Origin of the sequence: Methylobacterium sp. GC_Met_2 (assembly GCF_026540795.1) — a bacterium.
Lineage (GTDB): Bacteria > Pseudomonadota > Alphaproteobacteria > Rhizobiales > Beijerinckiaceae > Methylobacterium.
The window spans coordinates 1-17318 of sequence record NZ_JALNUM010000013.1 but is presented as its reverse complement, the minus strand read 5'-3'; the positions used below and the strand labels follow the sequence as shown (position 1 = coordinate 17318).

At 70.1% G+C, this 17318-nt stretch carries 16 protein-coding genes; 9 read left to right on the top strand and 7 right to left on the bottom strand.

The genetic code is table 11. From position 1 onward, the window contains the following. The first annotated feature begins 164 nt into the window (after nt 1-164). Nucleotides 165-1040 carry an ATP-binding protein gene (locus OXS49_RS07215; protein ID WP_244008344.1) on the top strand — a complete coding sequence of 292 codons (876 nt, stop codon included), beginning with the start codon at nt 165-167 and terminating at the stop codon, nt 1038-1040. On the opposite strand, the gene OXS49_RS07210 is transcribed toward OXS49_RS07215, so the two are convergent. From OXS49_RS07210 to OXS49_RS07200, 3 genes are all read right to left on the bottom strand, one after another. After that, nucleotides 1041-3089 carry a TonB-dependent siderophore receptor gene (locus OXS49_RS07210; RefSeq protein WP_267423028.1) on the bottom strand — a complete coding sequence of 683 codons (2049 nt, stop codon included), beginning with the start codon at nt 3087-3089 and terminating at the stop codon, nt 1041-1043. It lies immediately after the preceding gene. A gap of 521 nt (nt 3090-3610) precedes the next feature. Then, nucleotides 3611-4081, bottom strand: coding sequence for a dUTP diphosphatase (dut, locus tag OXS49_RS07205; protein ID WP_267423026.1), 471 nt, complete (start codon nt 4079-4081; stop codon nt 3611-3613). Next, on the bottom strand, nt 4078-4959 hold the full coding sequence (locus tag OXS49_RS07200; protein WP_267423024.1) for a CoA ester lyase: 882 nt from the start codon (nt 4957-4959) through the stop codon (nt 4078-4080). Before OXS49_RS07200 ends, dut begins: the two co-directional genes overlap by 4 nt. 111 nt (nt 4960-5070) lie before the next feature. Here OXS49_RS07200 and OXS49_RS07195 point away from each other — a divergent pair, with 111 nt between their 5' ends. Beyond that, complete coding sequence (locus OXS49_RS07195) at nt 5071-5820, top strand: DUF429 domain-containing protein (RefSeq protein ID WP_267423023.1); 750 nt, start codon at nt 5071-5073, stop codon at nt 5818-5820. Between the two features lie 12 nt (nt 5821-5832). Here the strand turns inward: OXS49_RS07195 and OXS49_RS07190 are convergent, their stop codons facing one another. Beyond that, nucleotides 5833-6201, bottom strand: a complete 369-nt coding sequence (locus OXS49_RS07190; RefSeq protein WP_267423021.1) for a hypothetical protein — start codon at nt 6199-6201, stop codon at nt 5833-5835. 35 nt (nt 6202-6236) lie between these two features. Between OXS49_RS07190 and OXS49_RS07185 the strand changes: the two genes are divergently transcribed. Next, nucleotides 6237-6752, top strand: coding sequence for an NUDIX domain-containing protein (locus OXS49_RS07185; protein WP_267423019.1), 516 nt, complete (start codon nt 6237-6239; stop codon nt 6750-6752). 42 nt (nt 6753-6794) lie between these two features. Next, on the top strand, nt 6795-7460 hold the full coding sequence (locus tag OXS49_RS07180) for a carbonic anhydrase (RefSeq protein WP_244008351.1): 666 nt from the start codon (nt 6795-6797) through the stop codon (nt 7458-7460). 115 nt (nt 7461-7575) lie between these two features. On the opposite strand, the gene OXS49_RS07175 is transcribed toward OXS49_RS07180, so the two are convergent. Next, complete coding sequence (locus OXS49_RS07175) at nt 7576-8280, bottom strand: DUF4142 domain-containing protein (protein ID WP_267423015.1); 705 nt, start codon at nt 8278-8280, stop codon at nt 7576-7578. Nucleotides 8281-8535: 255 nt separating this feature from the next. Here OXS49_RS07175 and OXS49_RS07170 point away from each other — a divergent pair, with 255 nt between their 5' ends. The 5 genes from OXS49_RS07170 to nudC all read left to right on the top strand — a co-directional run bounded on the left by OXS49_RS07170 (nt 8536) and on the right by nudC (nt 12670). Next, on the top strand, nt 8536-9681 hold the full coding sequence (locus OXS49_RS07170; RefSeq protein WP_267423012.1) for an acyltransferase: 1146 nt from the start codon (nt 8536-8538) through the stop codon (nt 9679-9681). A gap of 25 nt (nt 9682-9706) precedes the next feature. Then, nucleotides 9707-10570: a universal stress protein gene (locus OXS49_RS07165; RefSeq protein WP_244008354.1), complete on the top strand. Its 864-nt coding sequence runs from the start codon at nt 9707-9709 to the stop codon at nt 10568-10570. Between the two features lie 85 nt (nt 10571-10655). Beyond that, complete coding sequence (locus tag OXS49_RS07160; RefSeq protein ID WP_267423007.1) at nt 10656-11261, top strand: hypothetical protein; 606 nt, start codon at nt 10656-10658, stop codon at nt 11259-11261. Between the two features lie 78 nt (nt 11262-11339). Next, on the top strand, nt 11340-11759 hold the full coding sequence (locus OXS49_RS07155) for an HIT domain-containing protein (protein WP_267423005.1): 420 nt from the start codon (nt 11340-11342) through the stop codon (nt 11757-11759). 8 nt (nt 11760-11767) lie between these two features. Beyond that, the gene (gene nudC / locus OXS49_RS07150; RefSeq protein WP_244008357.1) at nt 11768-12670 is read left to right on the top strand and encodes an NAD(+) diphosphatase; all 903 of its coding nucleotides are present in this window, start codon (nt 11768-11770) and stop codon (nt 12668-12670) included. A gap of 313 nt (nt 12671-12983) precedes the next feature. On the opposite strand, the gene cysG is transcribed toward nudC, so the two are convergent. Both cysG and OXS49_RS07140 read right to left on the bottom strand, forming a co-directional pair. Beyond that, a complete protein-coding gene (gene cysG, locus OXS49_RS07145; RefSeq protein ID WP_267423000.1) occupies nt 12984-14456 on the bottom strand; it encodes a siroheme synthase CysG in 1473 nt (490 codons plus the stop codon). 107 nt (nt 14457-14563) lie between these two features. Beyond that, on the bottom strand, nt 14564-17260 hold the full coding sequence (locus OXS49_RS07140) for a nitrate reductase (protein WP_267422997.1): 2697 nt from the start codon (nt 17258-17260) through the stop codon (nt 14564-14566). Nucleotides 17261-17318 lie beyond the last annotated feature (58 nt).

Sequence of the window (17318 nt, the reverse complement as noted above, 5' to 3'; positions counted from 1 at the left end):
AGGGCCGGTCGGAGGCCTATCGTTCCGATCCTCGCGAAGTCTCCAACGCCCGATCGCGGTTCGCGTTCGGATGGTTGCGCCATGCATCCGCAACCGGATGCTTTCCGCCGATCTTCCCCGTAGAACCGGCCCCTGACCGCCGTGAACCCGAACCCCCCGATCCGATGACGAGCGCCCCGACCCTCGACACCCTGATGCCGCTCCTGGAGCGCATCGCCACCGCGCTGGAGCGGGCCGCGCCACCGACCCCGCCGGCCTTCGACCCGAACGCCGCCGACGCCTTTCTGTGGGGACCGGAGCGCCGGCTCACTCCGGTGCCCGAGGTGGCCCGCGTCGAGATGCGGCTGCTCACCGGCATCGATCGCGCCCGCGACACCCTGGTGGAGAACACCGAGCGCTTCGCGCGCGGCCTGCCGGCCAACAACGCCCTGCTGTGGGGCGCCCGCGGCATGGGCAAGTCGTCGCTGGTGAAGGCGGCCCATGCGGAGATCAACGCCCGCCGGCCCGCCGGATCGCGACCGATGAAGCTCGTGGAGATCCACCGCGAGGACATCGAGGCCCTGCCCGACCTGATGGCGCTGTTGAGGCCGGATCCGCACCGTTGGCTGGTCTACTGCGACGACCTCTCGTTCGATGCCGACGACACCTCGTACAAGTCCCTCAAGACGGCGCTCGACGGCGGTATCGAGGGGCGGCCCGGGAACGTGCTGTTCTACGCGACCTCCAACCGCCGACACCTGCTCGCCCGCGACATGATGGAGAACGAGCGCTCCACCGCGATCAACCCCGGCGAGGCCGTAGAGGAGAAGGTCTCGCTCTCGGATCGGTTCGGGCTTTGGCTCGGCTTCCATAAGTGCACCCAGGACGAGTATCTGGCGATGATCACCGCCTACACGGAGCGCTACAATCTCGCCGTGCCGCCCGAGACGCTGCGGGCGGACGCCCTCGAATGGGCCACCACCCGCGGCTCCCGCTCGGGGCGCACCGCGTTCCAGTTCATCCAGGATCTCGCCGGGCGGCTCGGCAGGACGCTGGATTGATCAGTAATCCACCGAGGCCGACAGCCAGACCGTGCGCGGTGCCCCGAGGATCAGGGCGCCGTTCGGGTTGGCGATCCAGGAGTGGCTGTCGGCGATGTTGCTGACACTCGCCCTCAGCGTGACGGGCTTGCCGCCGATCGCCGTGGCATAGCGTAAGCCGAGATCGACCGAGGTCCAGTCCGGGATCTTCTTCAGGCCCGTGGCGGCGCTGCCGGCATAGGAGGCGCCGGTATAGACGAGCGTCGCGGTGCCCGTCAGGCCGCGCAGGAACGGCACGTCCCATTCGAGCCCGGTGGTCGCCTGGAAGCGCGGCGCGCCCGTGGCCGGGCTGCCGTCGTAGGCGCCGCCCGGCGACTTCGCCCAGCGGGCGTCCAGGAGCGTCGCACCCGCGATGACGCGCAGATCCGGCCGCACCTCACCGAAGACGCTCCCCTCGAAGCCGCGATTGCGCTGGCTGCCGCCGGGGCCGAACCGGTTGGTCGTGGGGTCGGTGGTGCCGGTTGGGTTGGTGATCTCGAAGGCCGCCAGCGTCACGCCGAAGGTCTGGAAATCGAGTTTTGAGCCGATCTCGTATTGCCGGGTCCGGGCCGGGGCGAACACTTGGTTCACGTTGGCCGCGGTGCCCGGCGCCCGCAACGCGGTCAGCCCCTCGACCGTATTGGCGTAGAGCGACAGGACCTGCGTCGGCCGCAGAACGATGCCGAAGGCCGGGGTCGTCGCGCTGCGGTCGTAGGCGGAACTGACCTGACCCGTCACCGGTGCGTAGTTGCCGGCGTCGATCTCCTGCCGCCGGACCCCGACCAGCAGCTCGATCAGCCCATCGGCGAAGGTCATCGTATCGGCGAGGCCGACGCTGGTCAGCCGGTTGTAGCTCGACCGGCCGCGGGGGAACGAGGTTTTCAGGACCGGCTGACCGGGTGAGAGCCGCCGCACCGGCGCGTAGATGTTGGTCAGGTAGTCGGGATAGGTGATCTGACCCAGCGACAGGGACTGGTCGAGGACGGTCGCGGTGAACACCGCCTCGTGGCGGATTTCGCCGGTCTCGAACCGGGCTCGCGCCCCCGCCTCGCCTGAGATCGTCGCGGTATCCCCGGTCTGGAACACGGAGTTCGACTTCGTGAGGCCGGTCACGTCGAGCAGTGAGAAGGAAGGGTTTTCCCGCTTGGCGTAGGTGAAGCTGTTGACGCCCAGAGCACCGATCAGCGTGATGTCGGAGGTCAGGTCGTATTCCGCGCGGGCCAGGCCGGTTAGGCTGTCGGAGCGGGAGAAATCGTAAGCCTGGGACATGTTCCGGCGCGGGTCGGGCGCCCGGGGGATGCGGAGCAGGCCCGGGGCCGGGAGGCCGCCCCGCGTCTGGCTGTCGTAGGCGTCGTGCTGATAGATCACGTCAGCCGAGAGCCGGAGCCGGTCGCCAGCGTAGTCGAGGCCGAGCGAGCCGGCGGCGTTGCGCTGGCCGGTGCGGTCGATCGGCGTGTCGCCACCGAGGCCCGCGGCGTTGATCCGCACCCCGACCTGCTTCGCGTCGCCGTAGTGCCGGGCCACGTCGATCTCGGCTCCACCGCGCGTCGAGGAGGCATAATCCACGGTGACCCGGTTCAGAGGCTCGTCGCCCGCGCGCTTGGTGACGACGTTCACGGTGCCGGCGATGCCCCCGTTCAGCGGCACCCCGAACAGGAAGGCCGCCGGACCCTTCAGGATCTCGACCCGCTCCAGCGGGGCCGGGTCGATCCTGTAATCCGGCACGAGGCCGTAGAGCCCGTTCAGCGCGAATTCCCGGTTCTCGATGCGGAAGCCGCGAATCGCGACGGCGTCGTAGCGGTTGCCGCTGCCGATCGCGGCGCGCACCGACGGATCGGTCCGGGTCAGGAGATCGCCGACGCTGATCACTTGGCTGTCGCGGATCGACTTCTCGGTGTAGCTCGCCGTGCTGAACGGTGTTTGCTTGTAGTCCCGGTTGCCGAGCAGGCCGAGCCGGCCGCCGCGGGCCACCTGCCCACCCGCGAAGGACGGCGGAAGGCCGCCCGCCCCTGCCGGGCCGTGCGACTCCACGGAGAGCGTATCGAGCTGGACGGACGCGTCGGGTGCATCCTCGGCGCGTGCCGCGGTGGTTGCGACCGGAAGTAGGGTTATCAGTAAAACGAGCCGCCGCGCGAGCCGGGCTCTTTTGAGTTCGGACGAAGATGAGAGCATATCGGCTAATTCTGGCACGGCGACACGATCTGATCTGCCGAAACAGTCAGGTCAGGCGGACGTGTTATGTTAGAAATCTTGTCGATTGAGCCGTTATCGGGCGAAAAACCCTTGATCAAGCGCTATGTTTTAGAATGAATTCTAAACGAGATTTGCGCTCTGTTTCGCCGGAGCGATGATAAAATAATATGACAGCGCTGAATGTCCGAAGACTTCCGCAAAAGCTATCAGCCAAGCTTATGGCGCCGTGAACTCTACTCGCAGCGCGCAGATACGCTCACATCGAATTTGGAGCGTTACAGGCAGGGCGACAGGATCCATCTTGGCTGTTCAAGCCCCCGGTGGTGGAACGAACGGATCGCGCGGCGCCGGGTGCGGAGTCAGCGCCCGCTCGACCCGAATCCGCTCGCGCCGCGCTCCGAGCCCGGGCCCGCCTCGCCCTCCAGCACGGTCAGGACCGGCCGGGCGATGCGCGTGAACACCAGTTGGGCGATCCGCTCGCCGGGCTCGATCCGGATCGGGGCGGCCTCGGCACGGTTCCAGGCGGAGACCATCAGCGGTCCCTCGTAATCGGCGTCGATCACCCCCGTGCCGTTGCCCAGCACCAGCCCCTCCCGGTGGCCGCGGCCGGAACGCGGGAAGATCAACCCGCACCACGCCGGATCGCGAATCAGCACGCTGAACCCGGCCGGGATCAGAATCGGTGCCCCCCGCGGCAGAAGCTCCAGCGGGGTGTCCAGGCAGGCATGCAGATCGAGGCCGGCGGCTGCAGCCGAGCCCCAGCGCGGAAAGCCCCAGCCGGTCAGGCGCGGGTCGAGGATCCGCAGTCCGACTTCGGGCAGCGCGCTCACCCGCCGAGCCGTTCGATCGCGTTGGCGAGCGCCAGAATGCGCCGGGCCGACTCCACGTGCAGGCGCTCGACCATCTTCCCGTCCACGGCAACCACTCCGCGATCGCGGTTCTCCGGTGCTTCGAAGACGTCGAGCATCCGTCGCGCGCCTGTAACGGTTGCGGCATCCGGCCCGAAGGCGGTATTGGCCGGGCCGATCTGGCTCGGATGGATGAGCATCTTGCCGTCGAAGCCAAGGGCGCGGCCCTGCGCGCATTCGGCCTCGAAGCCGGTCGCATCGTTCAGATCGGTGAAGACGCCGTCGATCGCCTCGATCTCGTAGGCCCGCGCGGCGGCGAGCACCGTCATCAGCCAGTGCGTGAGCGCAGCCCGCCCCGGCGGTGGGATCCGCGCCGCCTTCAGCAGGTCGTTCGGGCCGATCACCAGAGCGGCGAGCCGCCCGTCGACGTCCCGCGCCGCCCCGGCGATCTCGGCGGCGTTCACCACTGCCATCGGCGTCTCGATCATCGCCCAGACCCGGGTTGCCGCCGGCGCGCCGAGCCGGCGCAGGCGTGAGCCGACGGCGATCAGCGCGTCGGAGGTGCGTACCTTCGGCACCAGGATGGCGTCCGGGGCGGCGGGGCCGAGGGCCTCGAGATCGGCCTCGCCGTCTTCGGTCTCCGGCGAATTGATCCGCACCACGACCTCGCGGCGGCCAAAGCCCCGGGCGGCTACCGCAGCGGCAACCTGCGCGCGGGCTGCCTCCTTGGCCCCCGGAGCTGTCCCGTCCTCCAGATCGATCAGGATCACGTCGGCGGGCAGCGTGCGCGCCTTTTCCAGCGCCCGTGCGTTGGAGCCGGGCATCGCCAGCACGCTGCGGCGGGGACGGATCTCGCTCATCACGCTTCTCCCGATTCGGCGGCGGCCAAGCGATGCGGATAGCGGTCCGCGCCAGCCCGGACAAGAACGCAGCCCCGGCCAGGTTCCGGCGCGGGCCACAGGAGGATCGCGATGGCGCGGTGGATCGCAGGACTCGATGGTTGCCGCGGTGCCTGGGCCGGGGCCCTGCTCGATCTCGACGACCCCGACCGGCACCGCTGCGCCCTGTTCCCGGACGTGGCCGCGATCCTCGACGCGCCGGAGCGGCCTCTGGTGATCGGGATCGACGTGCCGATCGGCCTGCCGGACCGGATCGTCGATGGCGGCCGGGCGGCCGATCTGGCGGCGCGCGCCAAGCTCGGCCCGGCGCGGTCGTCGGTCTTCCCAATGCCGCCGCGGGCGGCCATTTACGCTGCCGACTACGACACCGCTAAAGCCCTGTCCCGGGCGGCGAGCGACCCGCCCTTCGCGCCCTCGATCCAGGGCTACAACATCTTCCGCTATGTCCGCGCGGTGGACACGCTCCTGCGGGCTCGGCCAGACTTGCGCGACCGGATCCACGAGGTTCACCCGGAGGTGGCATTCCACGCCCTCAACGGCGACCGGCCCCTCGGCCTCCCGAAGAAGGGGCGCAACGCCCGCCTGGGGCTCGATCGCCGGCGGGAACTCCTGTCCACGGCGGGGCTGCCGGCCGCGCTGCTTGACGCCCGGGCCAAGGGAGTCCCGCAGGACGACCATCTCGATGCGCTGGCCGCGCTGGTGGTGGCGCAGGATATCGCTTTGGGCCGAGCCCGGCCGCTCCCCGACCCGCCGGCGCGGGATGGGCACGGCCTGCCCGTGGTGATCTGGGCACCGGCCCGGCGGGAGACGCCGATCCCGTGAAACGAGCGTGCGTCAGCGCCGCGCCGCCTGGGCCGGCGGCGGCGTGAACGCGCCGCTCCAAGTGGTGGTCTGATTCGTCGGTGACGCGAAGACCGTGATGAACGCTCCGGTGCCCTTCAGGCCCGCGAACGCGACCGTCGCCTTCCCGACCTTGAACGTGCCCGTGCCTTTCACCGTGCCCTGCCCCCGGTCCATCGTCACCGTCTCCACGGTGGTGACCGGGGCGTTATCGAAGGGCTGGTTGGGGCTCCTGTTGAGGCCGGAGCCGCGCTCCGCATCGCGGCCGGTCGGAGCTGACGTCTCTGGCCACGTGTCATGATCGTCGGATGGCGCGGCGGCGCTTTGAGGCCGAAGCGATACAGCAAACGGGAATACATCCATGTCCGGCGCGATCCTTGCGCCCTAGCTTTGACCCCATGAAAGCTGCGCCCACTCTCGCCATTCGCCACGTCGCCCGGGCGATCGTGCTCGATCCGCAGGACCGGATCCTGTTGATCGCTTACGCCTCCGTGCACGCCAAGGGGGCGGACGGGTCGCCGCTGCGGTTCTGGTTCATGCCTGGCGGCGGCCTTGAGCCCGGCGAGGATCACGTCACTGCCTGCCGCCGGGAACTCGGAGAGGAGATCGGCCGCACCGACGCGGCGATCGGCCCGCAGGTCGCTGCGTGCGACGGGCCGTTCCATCTGTTCCGCCAGCCCCGGGATGCCCGCGAGCGCTACTTCCTCGTCCGCCTGCCCGACGACCGGGTCGACACCAGCCGCCTCGCCGAGACCGAGGACAACCCCGTGCTCGGCACGCGCTGGTGGCCGATCGCCGAACTGCGCGCGAGCGGCGAACGCGTCGAACCGGCCGGCCTCGCCGATCTCGCGGCCGATCTCGCCCGCGGGATTATCCCGGCCCAGTCCCGCGTTCTGACTTGGCAAAGATCCTGATTTCAGCTGTATCACGATCGATAACGCAACGGAGCTGCTTTGATGTTTCCTGTCTATTTGACTGAAGGGTATCGATCGTTCCTTGAGCAGCGCTTTCCGGCCGAACGCCGCCGCTTCGCGCAACTGGCCGAATCGCAGAAGCCGGAGATCCTCGTCATCAGCTGCTGCGACAGCCGGGTCTCCCCGAGCGCGATCTTCGATGCCGGACCGGGCGAGCTGTTCACGATCCGCAACGTCGCCAACCTCGTGCCGCCCTATCAGCCAGACGAGAATTACCACGGCACCTCTGCGGCGCTGGAATTCGCCGTCCAGGCCCTGGAGGTGAAGCATATCGTCGTGCTCGGCCATGCCACCTGCGGTGGCGTGAAGGCCTACGCCCAGAAGGCGAAGCCCCTCTCCGAGGGGAACTTCATCGGCAAGTGGGTCTCGCTCGTGGAACCCGCGGTGGCGAAGGCCGGCGATCCCGAGGCGCCGAACTACCTGACGCGCCTCGAATACGCCGTGGTGGCGCAGGGCCTCGAGAATCTGATGACCTTCCCGTTCGTCAAGGAACGGGTCGATGACGGCCGGCTCCAGCTCCACGGTGCACATTTCGGCGTGTCGACCGGGTCCCTGGTCGTGCGCGATCCGAAGACGGGGGCGTTCCAGCCACCGCTCGACACGGCCGGCCTGCAGGTCCGCTCGGCTGCCGCCGTCACGTGTGACTGACATCGTGGCGGCGCAGCAACTTTCGCCGCGCACACCTAAAAAAGGCGGCTCGCCTGTGCGAGCCGCCTGTCCTGCCGGCCCAGCTCATGCCAGGCCGACACGATTGCAGTGGACCTTACCGGGCGCCAGCCAGACGCTGCGCGTGGTCGTAGTGCATCTGCAGGGCCGGAAGGGCCTGCTGGGCGTAGTTGCGCAGGGCCGGGTTTGGGCCACCCTGAGCGTAGGCCTGGGTCATCGCGATGGCCATCTGGTGGGCCTCGATCTGCTGCGTTGCGTAGAGCCGGTCGAAGCGCGGGCCGGGCGGGGTTGCCGACAGCTCGGACAGCATCGCCTGCTGCTGCGGGCTCGGCTGCACCAGGGTGGAGGCCCCCGTCGCCATCATGTCACCGCCGCCGAGACGACCGCCGGCCGCAGCACCGTTCGCCGCGCCCGTGCCCGCACCCTGGAGACCGCCGCCCGGGCCGCCCGACAGGGTGCCGCCGACCACGCCGGTCGCCGCACCGACGCCGGCGCCCACGGCGCTTCCTGCCACCGCGATCGGAGCCGTGATCAGTCCGCCGAGGCCCGGATCGCCCCCCGCCATTGCTCCGGGCTGCCCGCCGGCCAGCGCCACGTTAGCAGCCTGATGATCGCGGAGCGCCTCCTGGGCATAGGACCGGATCCGCGGATTGCGCGACTTGGACAAGGCGATCTGCGAGGACTGGATCTCGAACGCGTTCGACTGCATCGACTGCAGACGGAAATCGTTGGCGCTCTGCGCCAGCGCTGGCGTCGACAGAGCCAGAACAAGTGCGGAGGCGGCGGCGTAATTCTTCAGCATCAGAAACCTCGCTACGAGATGGATGTGCAAACGGGGATGGGATATCCGGCGGAGATCGAAGACCTCACGCGGCGCGTTCGCGATATACTCTGTCAACGGGACCAACGACCTATGGTTCCTGCCGGTTTCACCCCGGATCCGGCCCGTGGTTGAGGTTTGGCCCAGGCGCGCCTGCGCCGGCGTCCCGGATTTCGGCTGCCCCGGGAGCCGGGTGGCGGGACCTAGGACTCGCCCGCGCCGATTGCTGAGCGCCGGATGATCCTCGTCCCGATCCAGATCCTGCGCGGCTGCGCCGCCCTGATGGTGGTCTGGCACCACACGCGGCACGAAGTGGAACTCCTGGCGCAGCGCGGCGGCCCGGCTTTCGATCCGGGCACTCTCCTGCCCTGGTGGGGCGGTGTCGACCTGTTCTTCGTGATCTCCGGCTTCGTCATCGTCCTGGCGAGCGGAGCCCTGTTCGGAGTGCCTGGCGGCCGGGCCCGCTTCCTGGCGCACCGGATCGCCCGGGTGGTGCCGCTCTACTGGCTGCTGAGCTTGGTCTATCTCGCCCTCGCCCTGGCCCGTCCGGACGTCCTCGGGGAGGCTGCCGCCCTCGTCCACGATCCGGCCGCCCTGCTGGCGAGCTTCCTGTTCTGGCCGGCTGCCCGACCGGACGGCACGATCCAACCGCTCTACGGCCTCGGCTGGACCCTGAACTACGAGGCCTTCTTCTACGGGCTGTTCGCCGCCGGGCTCGGCCTGGGGCGGCGCGGCGCGATGGTCTGGCTCGTCGCGGCCCTGGTGCTCCTCGTCACCGCCGGGACCGTTCGGCCGGACCTGCCCCTGCCGCTGCGCTTCTGGGCGAACCCGATCGTACTCGAATTCGCTGCCGGGGCCGGGCTCGCCCTCGCCTATCGGAGCGGCGTGCGACCCCCCGTTCCGCTTCGTGCCGGCCTGGCGGGGCTCGGCCTCCTCGGCCTGATCCTGGCGGCCAGGCTGCTCGCCGATCTCGGCGAGGCCGACGGCTTCGTGCGCCCGCTCCTCGTCGGCGTGCCGGCCGCCCTGCTGGTGACATCCGCCCTGGGGCCGGGGCGCGACGCGGCGCAGGTTGCGCGTCTGCCGGCCCCGATCCGCGCCCTGGTGACGCTCGGCGATGCCTCCTACGCCCTCTACCTCGTGCATCCGTTCGCCCTGCGCCTCGTGCGCGAGATCCTGGTGCGGATCGGCCCGGCGCAGGCGCTGCACCCGTACGGCGGCATGGTGCTGATGCTGGCGGCGAGCGTCGCAGCCGCCCTCGTGATCCACCGGTTCGTCGAGACGCCGTTGACCCGCCGGTTTCGGCGGATCCTCGACCCCGGGACCGCGCAAATCGGTGTGCCCTCCGGTGCGGACCCGGTTCCCCACAGGCGCCTGCCGGATTAGCTTCGATCCCGAGGAGGACGAAGCCATGAAGACGCTGCTCGTACCCGTCGCGATGCACGACGCCCTACCCTCCGTGTTCGAGACGACGCGGCTCGCCGCGACGCGCTTCGGCAGCCTGATCGAGGGGGTTTCGCTGCGCCCGGCGCTCGCTGAATACGTCCCCGTCGATATGGTCGGCGGCATGACGTGGCTACGGGACGAGGAGGCCGACCGGGCCGAGGCCGAGGAGGCGGGTGGCCGCTTCGTCGCCTTCATGGATGCAGCCGGCATCCCCCGCCACGCCCGCGACGGGCTCTGCATACCGGAGCGGGTGCCGGATGCCGGGCCGCGCTACCGCTGGCGGCAGGACGTGCCGACCGGCGATGCATTCCTCGGCCAGTACGCCCGGCTGTTCTCCGCCACGGTGGTGGGCCGCCCGGGCACCACCGACAACGCGCCGCGCATGACCACCTTCGAGACCGCCCTATTCGAGAGCGGCCGGCCGATCCTGCTCGCGCCCCCCGCCCCACCGGCGAGCCTGGGCGACGCCATCCTGATCGCCTGGAACGGCTCCACCGAGACCGCACGCGCCGTCGCCTTCGCGATGCCGCTTCTGCGCAAGGCCCAGCGGGTGCTGGTGCTGAGCGTCGAGGGCGGCATGGTCCCGGGCCCGACCGCCCAGGACCTCGCTCAGGCGCTGGCTTGCGAGGGGGTCGAGGCCGGGCATCGCGCCCTGCCGGCGGGGCGGCGCGCGCCCGGCGAGACCTTCCTGGCCGAGGCCAAGGCCTTCGGCTGCGACCTGCTGATCAAGGGCGCCTACACCCAGAGCCGCCTGCGCCAGATGATCTTCGGCGGCGTCACCAGCCACGTGCTGGCCCATGCCGACATGCCGGTGCTGATGGCGCATTGAACTGCCGGACTACATTCACCGGCGGGAACCGGGGCAATTCCCCTCGCGTTCGGCTCCGGCCCGCCCAGACCCCGCAAGGATACCCGTGACGAGCCTCGTAAAGCGCAGCCTCCTCGCCGCCCTGATGATGGCGGCGTCCGTCACCGCCGCGCGGGCCGAGCCCATGGTGGCCCGGTTCCGGGGGACGGTGGTGCGGGCCGAGTCCGACCGCATCCAGATCCGGCGGCCGAGTGGCAGCACCCTCACCCTGCGCATGGATCCGAAAACCCGGGTCTACGCGGTGAACGGGTCGGACCTGCGGGCGATCAAGCCCGAGAGCTATGTCAGCGTGATCGGCGTCGCGGGCGCGGGCCCGCGTCGTGCCACGGCTGTGACGTTGTACTCGCCCTCCGAGCGCGGTTTCGAGGCCGGGACTCAGCCGTGGGATACGGCCCCCGGGGCGACGCTGACGGCCGGCAGGGTCGCAGACCTGCAGCGCGGTTCGACCCTGCGGCTGGCCCTCTCCTATGAAGGCGGGCAATCCGCGTTCGAGATCCCGAACGATACGCCGGTGACCCAGTTCTCACCCGGCGAGCGTGCCCTGCTCCAGCCCGGCGCGGCCGTGACGATCTTCGCCGGGTCGGACGCGGACGGAGCCCTCGATGCCGGGACGATCGCAGTCGGCCGGCAGGGCGCCATCCCGGGCCTGTGAAGTTTCGGCAGGGGCCGCGTCATCGTTCCCGCGCTCGGACCGCGCGCGGGATGCAAAGCTGCGCTACATCGGTTTGCGATGACCGATTCCGCCTTCGCCCTCGATCCGCGCTTGGCCGCCGACACCGTTGAGGTCGGTGACCTCGCCCTGTGTCGGGTGTTGCTGATGGACGATGCCCGGTTCCCGTGGCTGATCCTGGTGCCGCGCCACGCCGACCTCACAGAGATCACCGACCTGCCCGAGCCGGATGCCGCGACCCTGTGGCAGGAGATCCGCATCGCCACGGGTGTGATGCAGGCCCTGGCCAAGCCCGACAAGGTGAATGTCGCGGCTTTAGGCAACGTCGTGGCGCAGCTCCACTTTCACGTGGTCGGCCGCTTCCGGTCCGATCCAGTCTGGCCCGGCCCGGTCTGGGGGTTCGGGACGCGCACGCCCTACCCGCTCCATGCCCGCGCGCAGCTCATCGAGCGCGCCGGCGCCCTGTTCTCCGCAGCCTGACTTCGCGCATGACCGATCCCCGCGACACCCTCGGCTTTGTCCGGAACCGCCTCGACCGTCATTCGGCCGAGCAGCCCGAAGAGGCGGTGCCCGCCGTCGATGCGCCCGATGCGCGCCTCGTCCTGCTGTGCGGCGACCGGTTCGTGCTGCGCGGGGACACCACGCTGATCGCACCCGATATCGCAGCGGACCTCCTCACGGGCACGCGGATCTTCCTCGGGTATCGGGACGGACGGCCGGTTTTCGCGCAGGCTGCGCCCGCAGAAGCCGCGGAGCGCTTCGCGGGGGACGACACCCGCACCCTCGACTTGCGCAGCATTGCCACCGACTCCGCCGTGGAGGCGGAGGAACTGGGCCTGCTGGCGGTCGCCAAGTCGATGCTCGACTGGCATGCCCGCCACGGTTTCTGCGCCAATTGCGGCACCGCCACGGAGTCGAAGGCCGGCGGCTTCCGGCGGGAATGCCCCTCTTGCGCCGCCCATCACTTCCCCCGGGTCGATCCCGTGGTGATCATGCTGGTGCGGCGGGGCGATGCCTGCCTGCTCGGCCGCGGCCCGCATTTCCGGCCGCACATGTATTCCTGCCTCGCGGGTTTCCTGGAGCCCGGCGAGACGATCGAGGACGCCGTACGCCGCGAGGTGTTCGAGGAGACGCATATCCGCGTCGGTGCGGTGACCTATCGGACCTCGCAGCCCTGGCCGTTCCCGTCATCGCTGATGATGGGCTGCGCCGCAGAGGCCTTGGATGGGGCCATCGTGACCGATCCGGCCGAGCTGGAGGACGCCCGCTGGTTCAGCCGCTCCGATGTCGCCGCCATGCTGGACGGTACCCATCCGGAAGGCATTCAGGCCCCGCCGCCCATGGCGATCGCCCACTACCTGATGCGCGCCTTCGTGGCCGGCAAGACCTGAGAGGCGCCTCAACCCGGCTGGCCAGCGCTCCGGTTCGAATCGTCCGCGGGGTTGATAAAGTTCAATCTGAACGGCCCAGAGCCGTTGGATTGCAGTCTCATCGGCTCGGCGGTGGTCCATAACGAATAGGGCATGTCTTCCGGCCTGCCGATCGGATCGAATCCAGGCCCGAGGAACGATACTCAATGTGATACTGAATTTTCGAGCGTGACCCACAGTTTGCCAGCGCCAAGCGCACGGCTGACGCGATGCCCCCAGGGTTACATCGCTTCGCTCGAGACAACAGAGCGTAGTACCGCCGGAGAAATCAGTTTCAGACCGCCACGCGGTTCTGCTCCGCCTTGGCCGACACCGCGCTCCGCATCTCGGAGAATGCCTCGCCCACCATCAGCAGCGCCGGCCCATCGACGCCCGAAGCCTCCACCCGGTCGGCGAGGTCGGCGGCGGTGCCGCGCACGGCCTGCTGGTTCGGGCGGGTGGCGTTGAACACCAGCAGCGCCGGAGTTGCGGGAGCAAGCCCCTCCTCCACCGCACGGGCCAACAGCGCCCGCAGCGTGCGCTTGGGCATATAAACCACCGTGGTGACGCTCGGATCGGCAAGCGCCCCCCAGTTCAGGTCGTCCGGCAGGGCGCCGCGGCGGTCGTGTCCGGTCACGAACTGGAGGCGGCGGGCCGCGTCGCGATGGGTCAGCGAAACGCCCAAAGCCGCCGCCGCGCCCTGCGCCGCCGAGACGCCTGGCACCACCGTGACTGGAATGCCGGCAGCCCGGCAGGCCTCGATCTCCTCGCCGGCCCGGCCGAAGACCAGCGGATCACCGGATTTCAGACGCACCACCTGCTTGCCCGAGCGGGCGAGCTGCACCATCAGCGCGTTGATGTCGTCCTGGCGGCAGGACGGGCCGTGGCCGGTCTTGCCGACCAGCATGGTGCGGGCCTCGCGGCGGGCGTAGTCCAGGATCTCGGGGGCGACGAGGTCGTCGTACAGGATCACATCGGCGTTGCGCAGGGCCCGCAGCGCCTTGAGGGTCAGGAGCTCCGCGTCACCCGGGCCAGCGCCGACCAGCGTCACCGCTCCGCCTTTCGGCGCGGCCTCGGTTTCGCCGAGCAACTCGGTAAGGTCCGCGTCGGTCGGCGCCCGGTCGGGCTCTGCGAAGGCGCGGTCGGTGAACCGCTCCCAGAAGACGCGCCGCTCCGCAAAGCCATGGAAGCGCGCCGTCACGCCGTCCCGCCAGTCGCGGGCCGCGCCCATCCAGCGGGCGAATCCACGGGGCAGCATCGCCTCGATTCGGGCGCGCACGGTCTGGCCGAAGACCGGGGCGGCACCCTCCGTCGAGATGCCCACCACCAGCGGTGAGCGATTGACGATGGCGCCGAACTTCACGTCACAGAGATGCGGCCGGTCGACCGCATTCACGATCGCGCCGGTACCGCGGGCGGCCGCCACGAAGGCGACGCACTCTGTCTCGTCTTCCATCGCGCCGATGCAGAAGGCCGAGCCCCACAGGTCGTCGGGGGTCCAGGCACGTTCGTGCAGCACCACCTGCCCGTCGACGATCTCACCCGGGACCGCGCGCAGCTCCTCGCTGGGCTCGGGGGCGTAGACGTCGACATGGGCGCCGGCGGCGGCGAGCAGCTTCACCTTCCAGGGCGCGCCGCCGGAGGAGCCGGCGAGCACGACCCGCTTGCCGCGCAGGGGCACGAAGACGGGCAGCACCGCCAGCGGCTCCAGACCGGCGGCTTTGGTCTCGCGGGGCGCGCGGGCCGCGCGCAGGGGGGTCTCGGTCACGGGCCTGTCCTGAATCGTCTCGAACCGGCCTCTCCCGTCCACACCTCAGGAAGAGGTGATCGGGTTGGACGGGCCGGTCTGTCCTCGCACCGGAGTGTATCAGACAATCACGCCGCGCGGGCGGTCTGCCCGGCCAGCATCTTGCGGATCTCCGGTATGCAAGACCCGCAATTCGTTCCGGCCTTGCAGACGGCACCCACCGCCTCCACCGATCCGGCGCCCGCCGCGATGGTGGCAGCGATCACGTCGGCGCCGACGCCGTGGCAGGCGCAGACCACCGGGCCCGCTGATGCGGTGGCGGCACGCCCCGAGAGCAGCGCGAGGCGCTCGGGCGTCTCGGGCTCCTCTGCGGCGAACAGGGCCTTGGCAGCCTCCCAGTCGGGGCGCGCACCGGCGGGCGCGTAGGCAAGGCTGGCGACGAGGCGCGTGCCGTCATAGACCGCGCAGCGGTAGCGGTCGCGGGCGTGGTCGGCGTACTCAGCCAGCTCGCAGCCCCGCAGCGCTTCGCTCTGGATCAGCCCGCGCACCATCATGGCGACGGCCCGGGAGCTGTCCTGGGTGGCGAACTGCACACCCCAGCCGCCGGTGATCGCCGCCCGCGCCCACCACCAACCCTCCGGCAGCGCCACCTGCGCCCGGGACAGCAGGAAGCCTCGGGCGCGATAGGCCACCGGAGCAATCAGGGCCGGCGTCGCCTTCAGCTCCGGTTGGCCGGAAACCGGATCCGGCATGCCGCGTACCAGGGCGCCGACCCGGGCCTTCGACGCGAAGGCGCCGCCCCAGTGCATCGGCATAAATAGGTTGCCCCGCACCACCGTGTCGGTGACCGTCACCTCCAGCTCAACCTCGCCGTGCTCGCTGGCGAGCCGCGCGATGCCGCCATCCGTGAGCCCGTACGCGGCTGCGTCGTCCGGATGCACCTCGACGAACGGGACGGCGCGGTGGGCAGAGAGGCGCTGGCTCTTCCCGGTGCGTGTCATCGTGTGCCAGTGATCGCGCACCCGGCCGGTGTTGAGCACGAAGGGGAATGCCTCCGACACCGCCAGCGCGAGGGCCGGAGGCTGCACGGCGACGAAGCGCGCGCGCTGGTCGAACGTGTAGAACCGCCCGTCACCGAACAGGCGCGCCTTGCCCTGCGGCGCGCCCCTCGGTCCCGATCGCTTCGGGATCGGCCATTGCACCGGCAGGTTCACGTCGTAGGCGGCGTCGCTGAGGTCTGTGAGCGCGCCGAGGTCGAAGTCGCGGGTGCCGTTGTTCTCGTAGGCCGAGAGCCCGGCATGCTCGCGGAAGATCGCGGCAGCGGAGTCGAACGCGAAGGCCCGGCCGTGGCCGAGCCGGCGGCCGACCTGCGCCAGCACCGCCCAGTCGGGCCGGGCCTCGCCGGGGCTTTGCAGGAACCGGCGCTGGCGCGAGATCCGGCGCTCGGAATTGGTGACCGTGCCGTCCTTCTCGCCCCAGGCCTGTGCGGGGAGCAGTACGGTGGTCTTGCCGAGACCCTGCGCAGTGTCCGAATCCGCCACCGCCTCGGAGACCACGTACAGGTCGAGGCCGTGAAGTGCTTCCCGGATCATGTCGGCCCGCGGCATCGAGACCAGCGGATTGGTGCCCATCACCCACAGCGCCTTGATCTTGCCCCGCGCGACCGCCTCGAACAGCGCCACCGCCTTCATGCCCTCGCCGGTGATGATCCGCGGGGCGCCCCAATAGCGGCGCACCCGGTCGACCTCCTCGGGGGCGAAGTGCATGTGGGCAGCCAGCATGTTGGCGAGTCCGCCGACCTCGCGCCCACCCATGGCGTTGGGCTGGCCGGTGAGCGAGAACGGCCCGGCACCGGGCTGCCCGATCCGGCCGGTGATCAGGTGGCAGTTGATGATGCTGTTGCCCTTGTCGGTCCCCTGTGCCGATTGGTTCACCCCCTGCGAGAAGGCCGTGACCACTCGGCGCGTGCCGGCGAACAGGGCGTAGAAGGCCGCGATCTCGGCCTCCGCCACGCCGGTGGCGGCAGCCACAGCGGTGACGTCCGGCGCAATCTGGCGAGCGCGGTCGAGGGCTGCATCGAGGCCGGCGGTATGGGCCTCCACGAAGGCGCGATCACGGAATCCGTTGTCGGCGAGGTAGACCAGCAAGCCCGAGAACAGCGCGGTGTCGGTCCCCGGCCGGATGCCCAGGAACAAGTCGGATTCCTGCGCGGTCTGGGTCCGGCGCGGATCGATGACGACGAACTTGGTGCCGCGGCGTTCCTTGGCATCGGCCATGCGGCGGAACAGGATCGGGTGGCACCACGCGGTGTTGGAGCCGACCAGCACGATCAAATCGGCCTCATCGAGATCCTCATAGCAGCCCGGCACCGTGTCGGAGCCGAAGGCCCGGCGGTGGGCCGCCACCGCGCTCGACATGCACAGCCGCGAATTGGTGTCGACGTGCGGCGTGCCGATGAAGCCCTTCGCGAGCTTGTTGGCGACGTAATAATCCTCGGTGAGGAGCTGCCCGGAGAGGTAGAAGGCGATCGATTCCGGCCCGTGCTCCTCGGCGACCGCGCTGAGCTTTTCCACGATCGTGTCGAGGGCCGCATCCCACGAGACCTGGCCGCCGTCGACCTGCGGGTGGAGCAGGCGGTTCTCCAGCGACAGGGTCTCGCCGAGCGCCGAGCCCTTCGAGCACAGGCGGCCGTAATTGGCCGGATGCTCGGAATCACCCGCGATGGCGGCGCCGCCCTGCCCGTCCGGGGTCGCGAGCACGCCGCACCCGACCCCGCAATAGGGGCAGGTGGTCCGCACCGTCGGCGCCGCCGCAGGCTGGGTCATGGATACAGTCCTCGAAGATTCGCGCCGCCGTTTCCCTCCCCCCTCTGCGGGGGAGGGT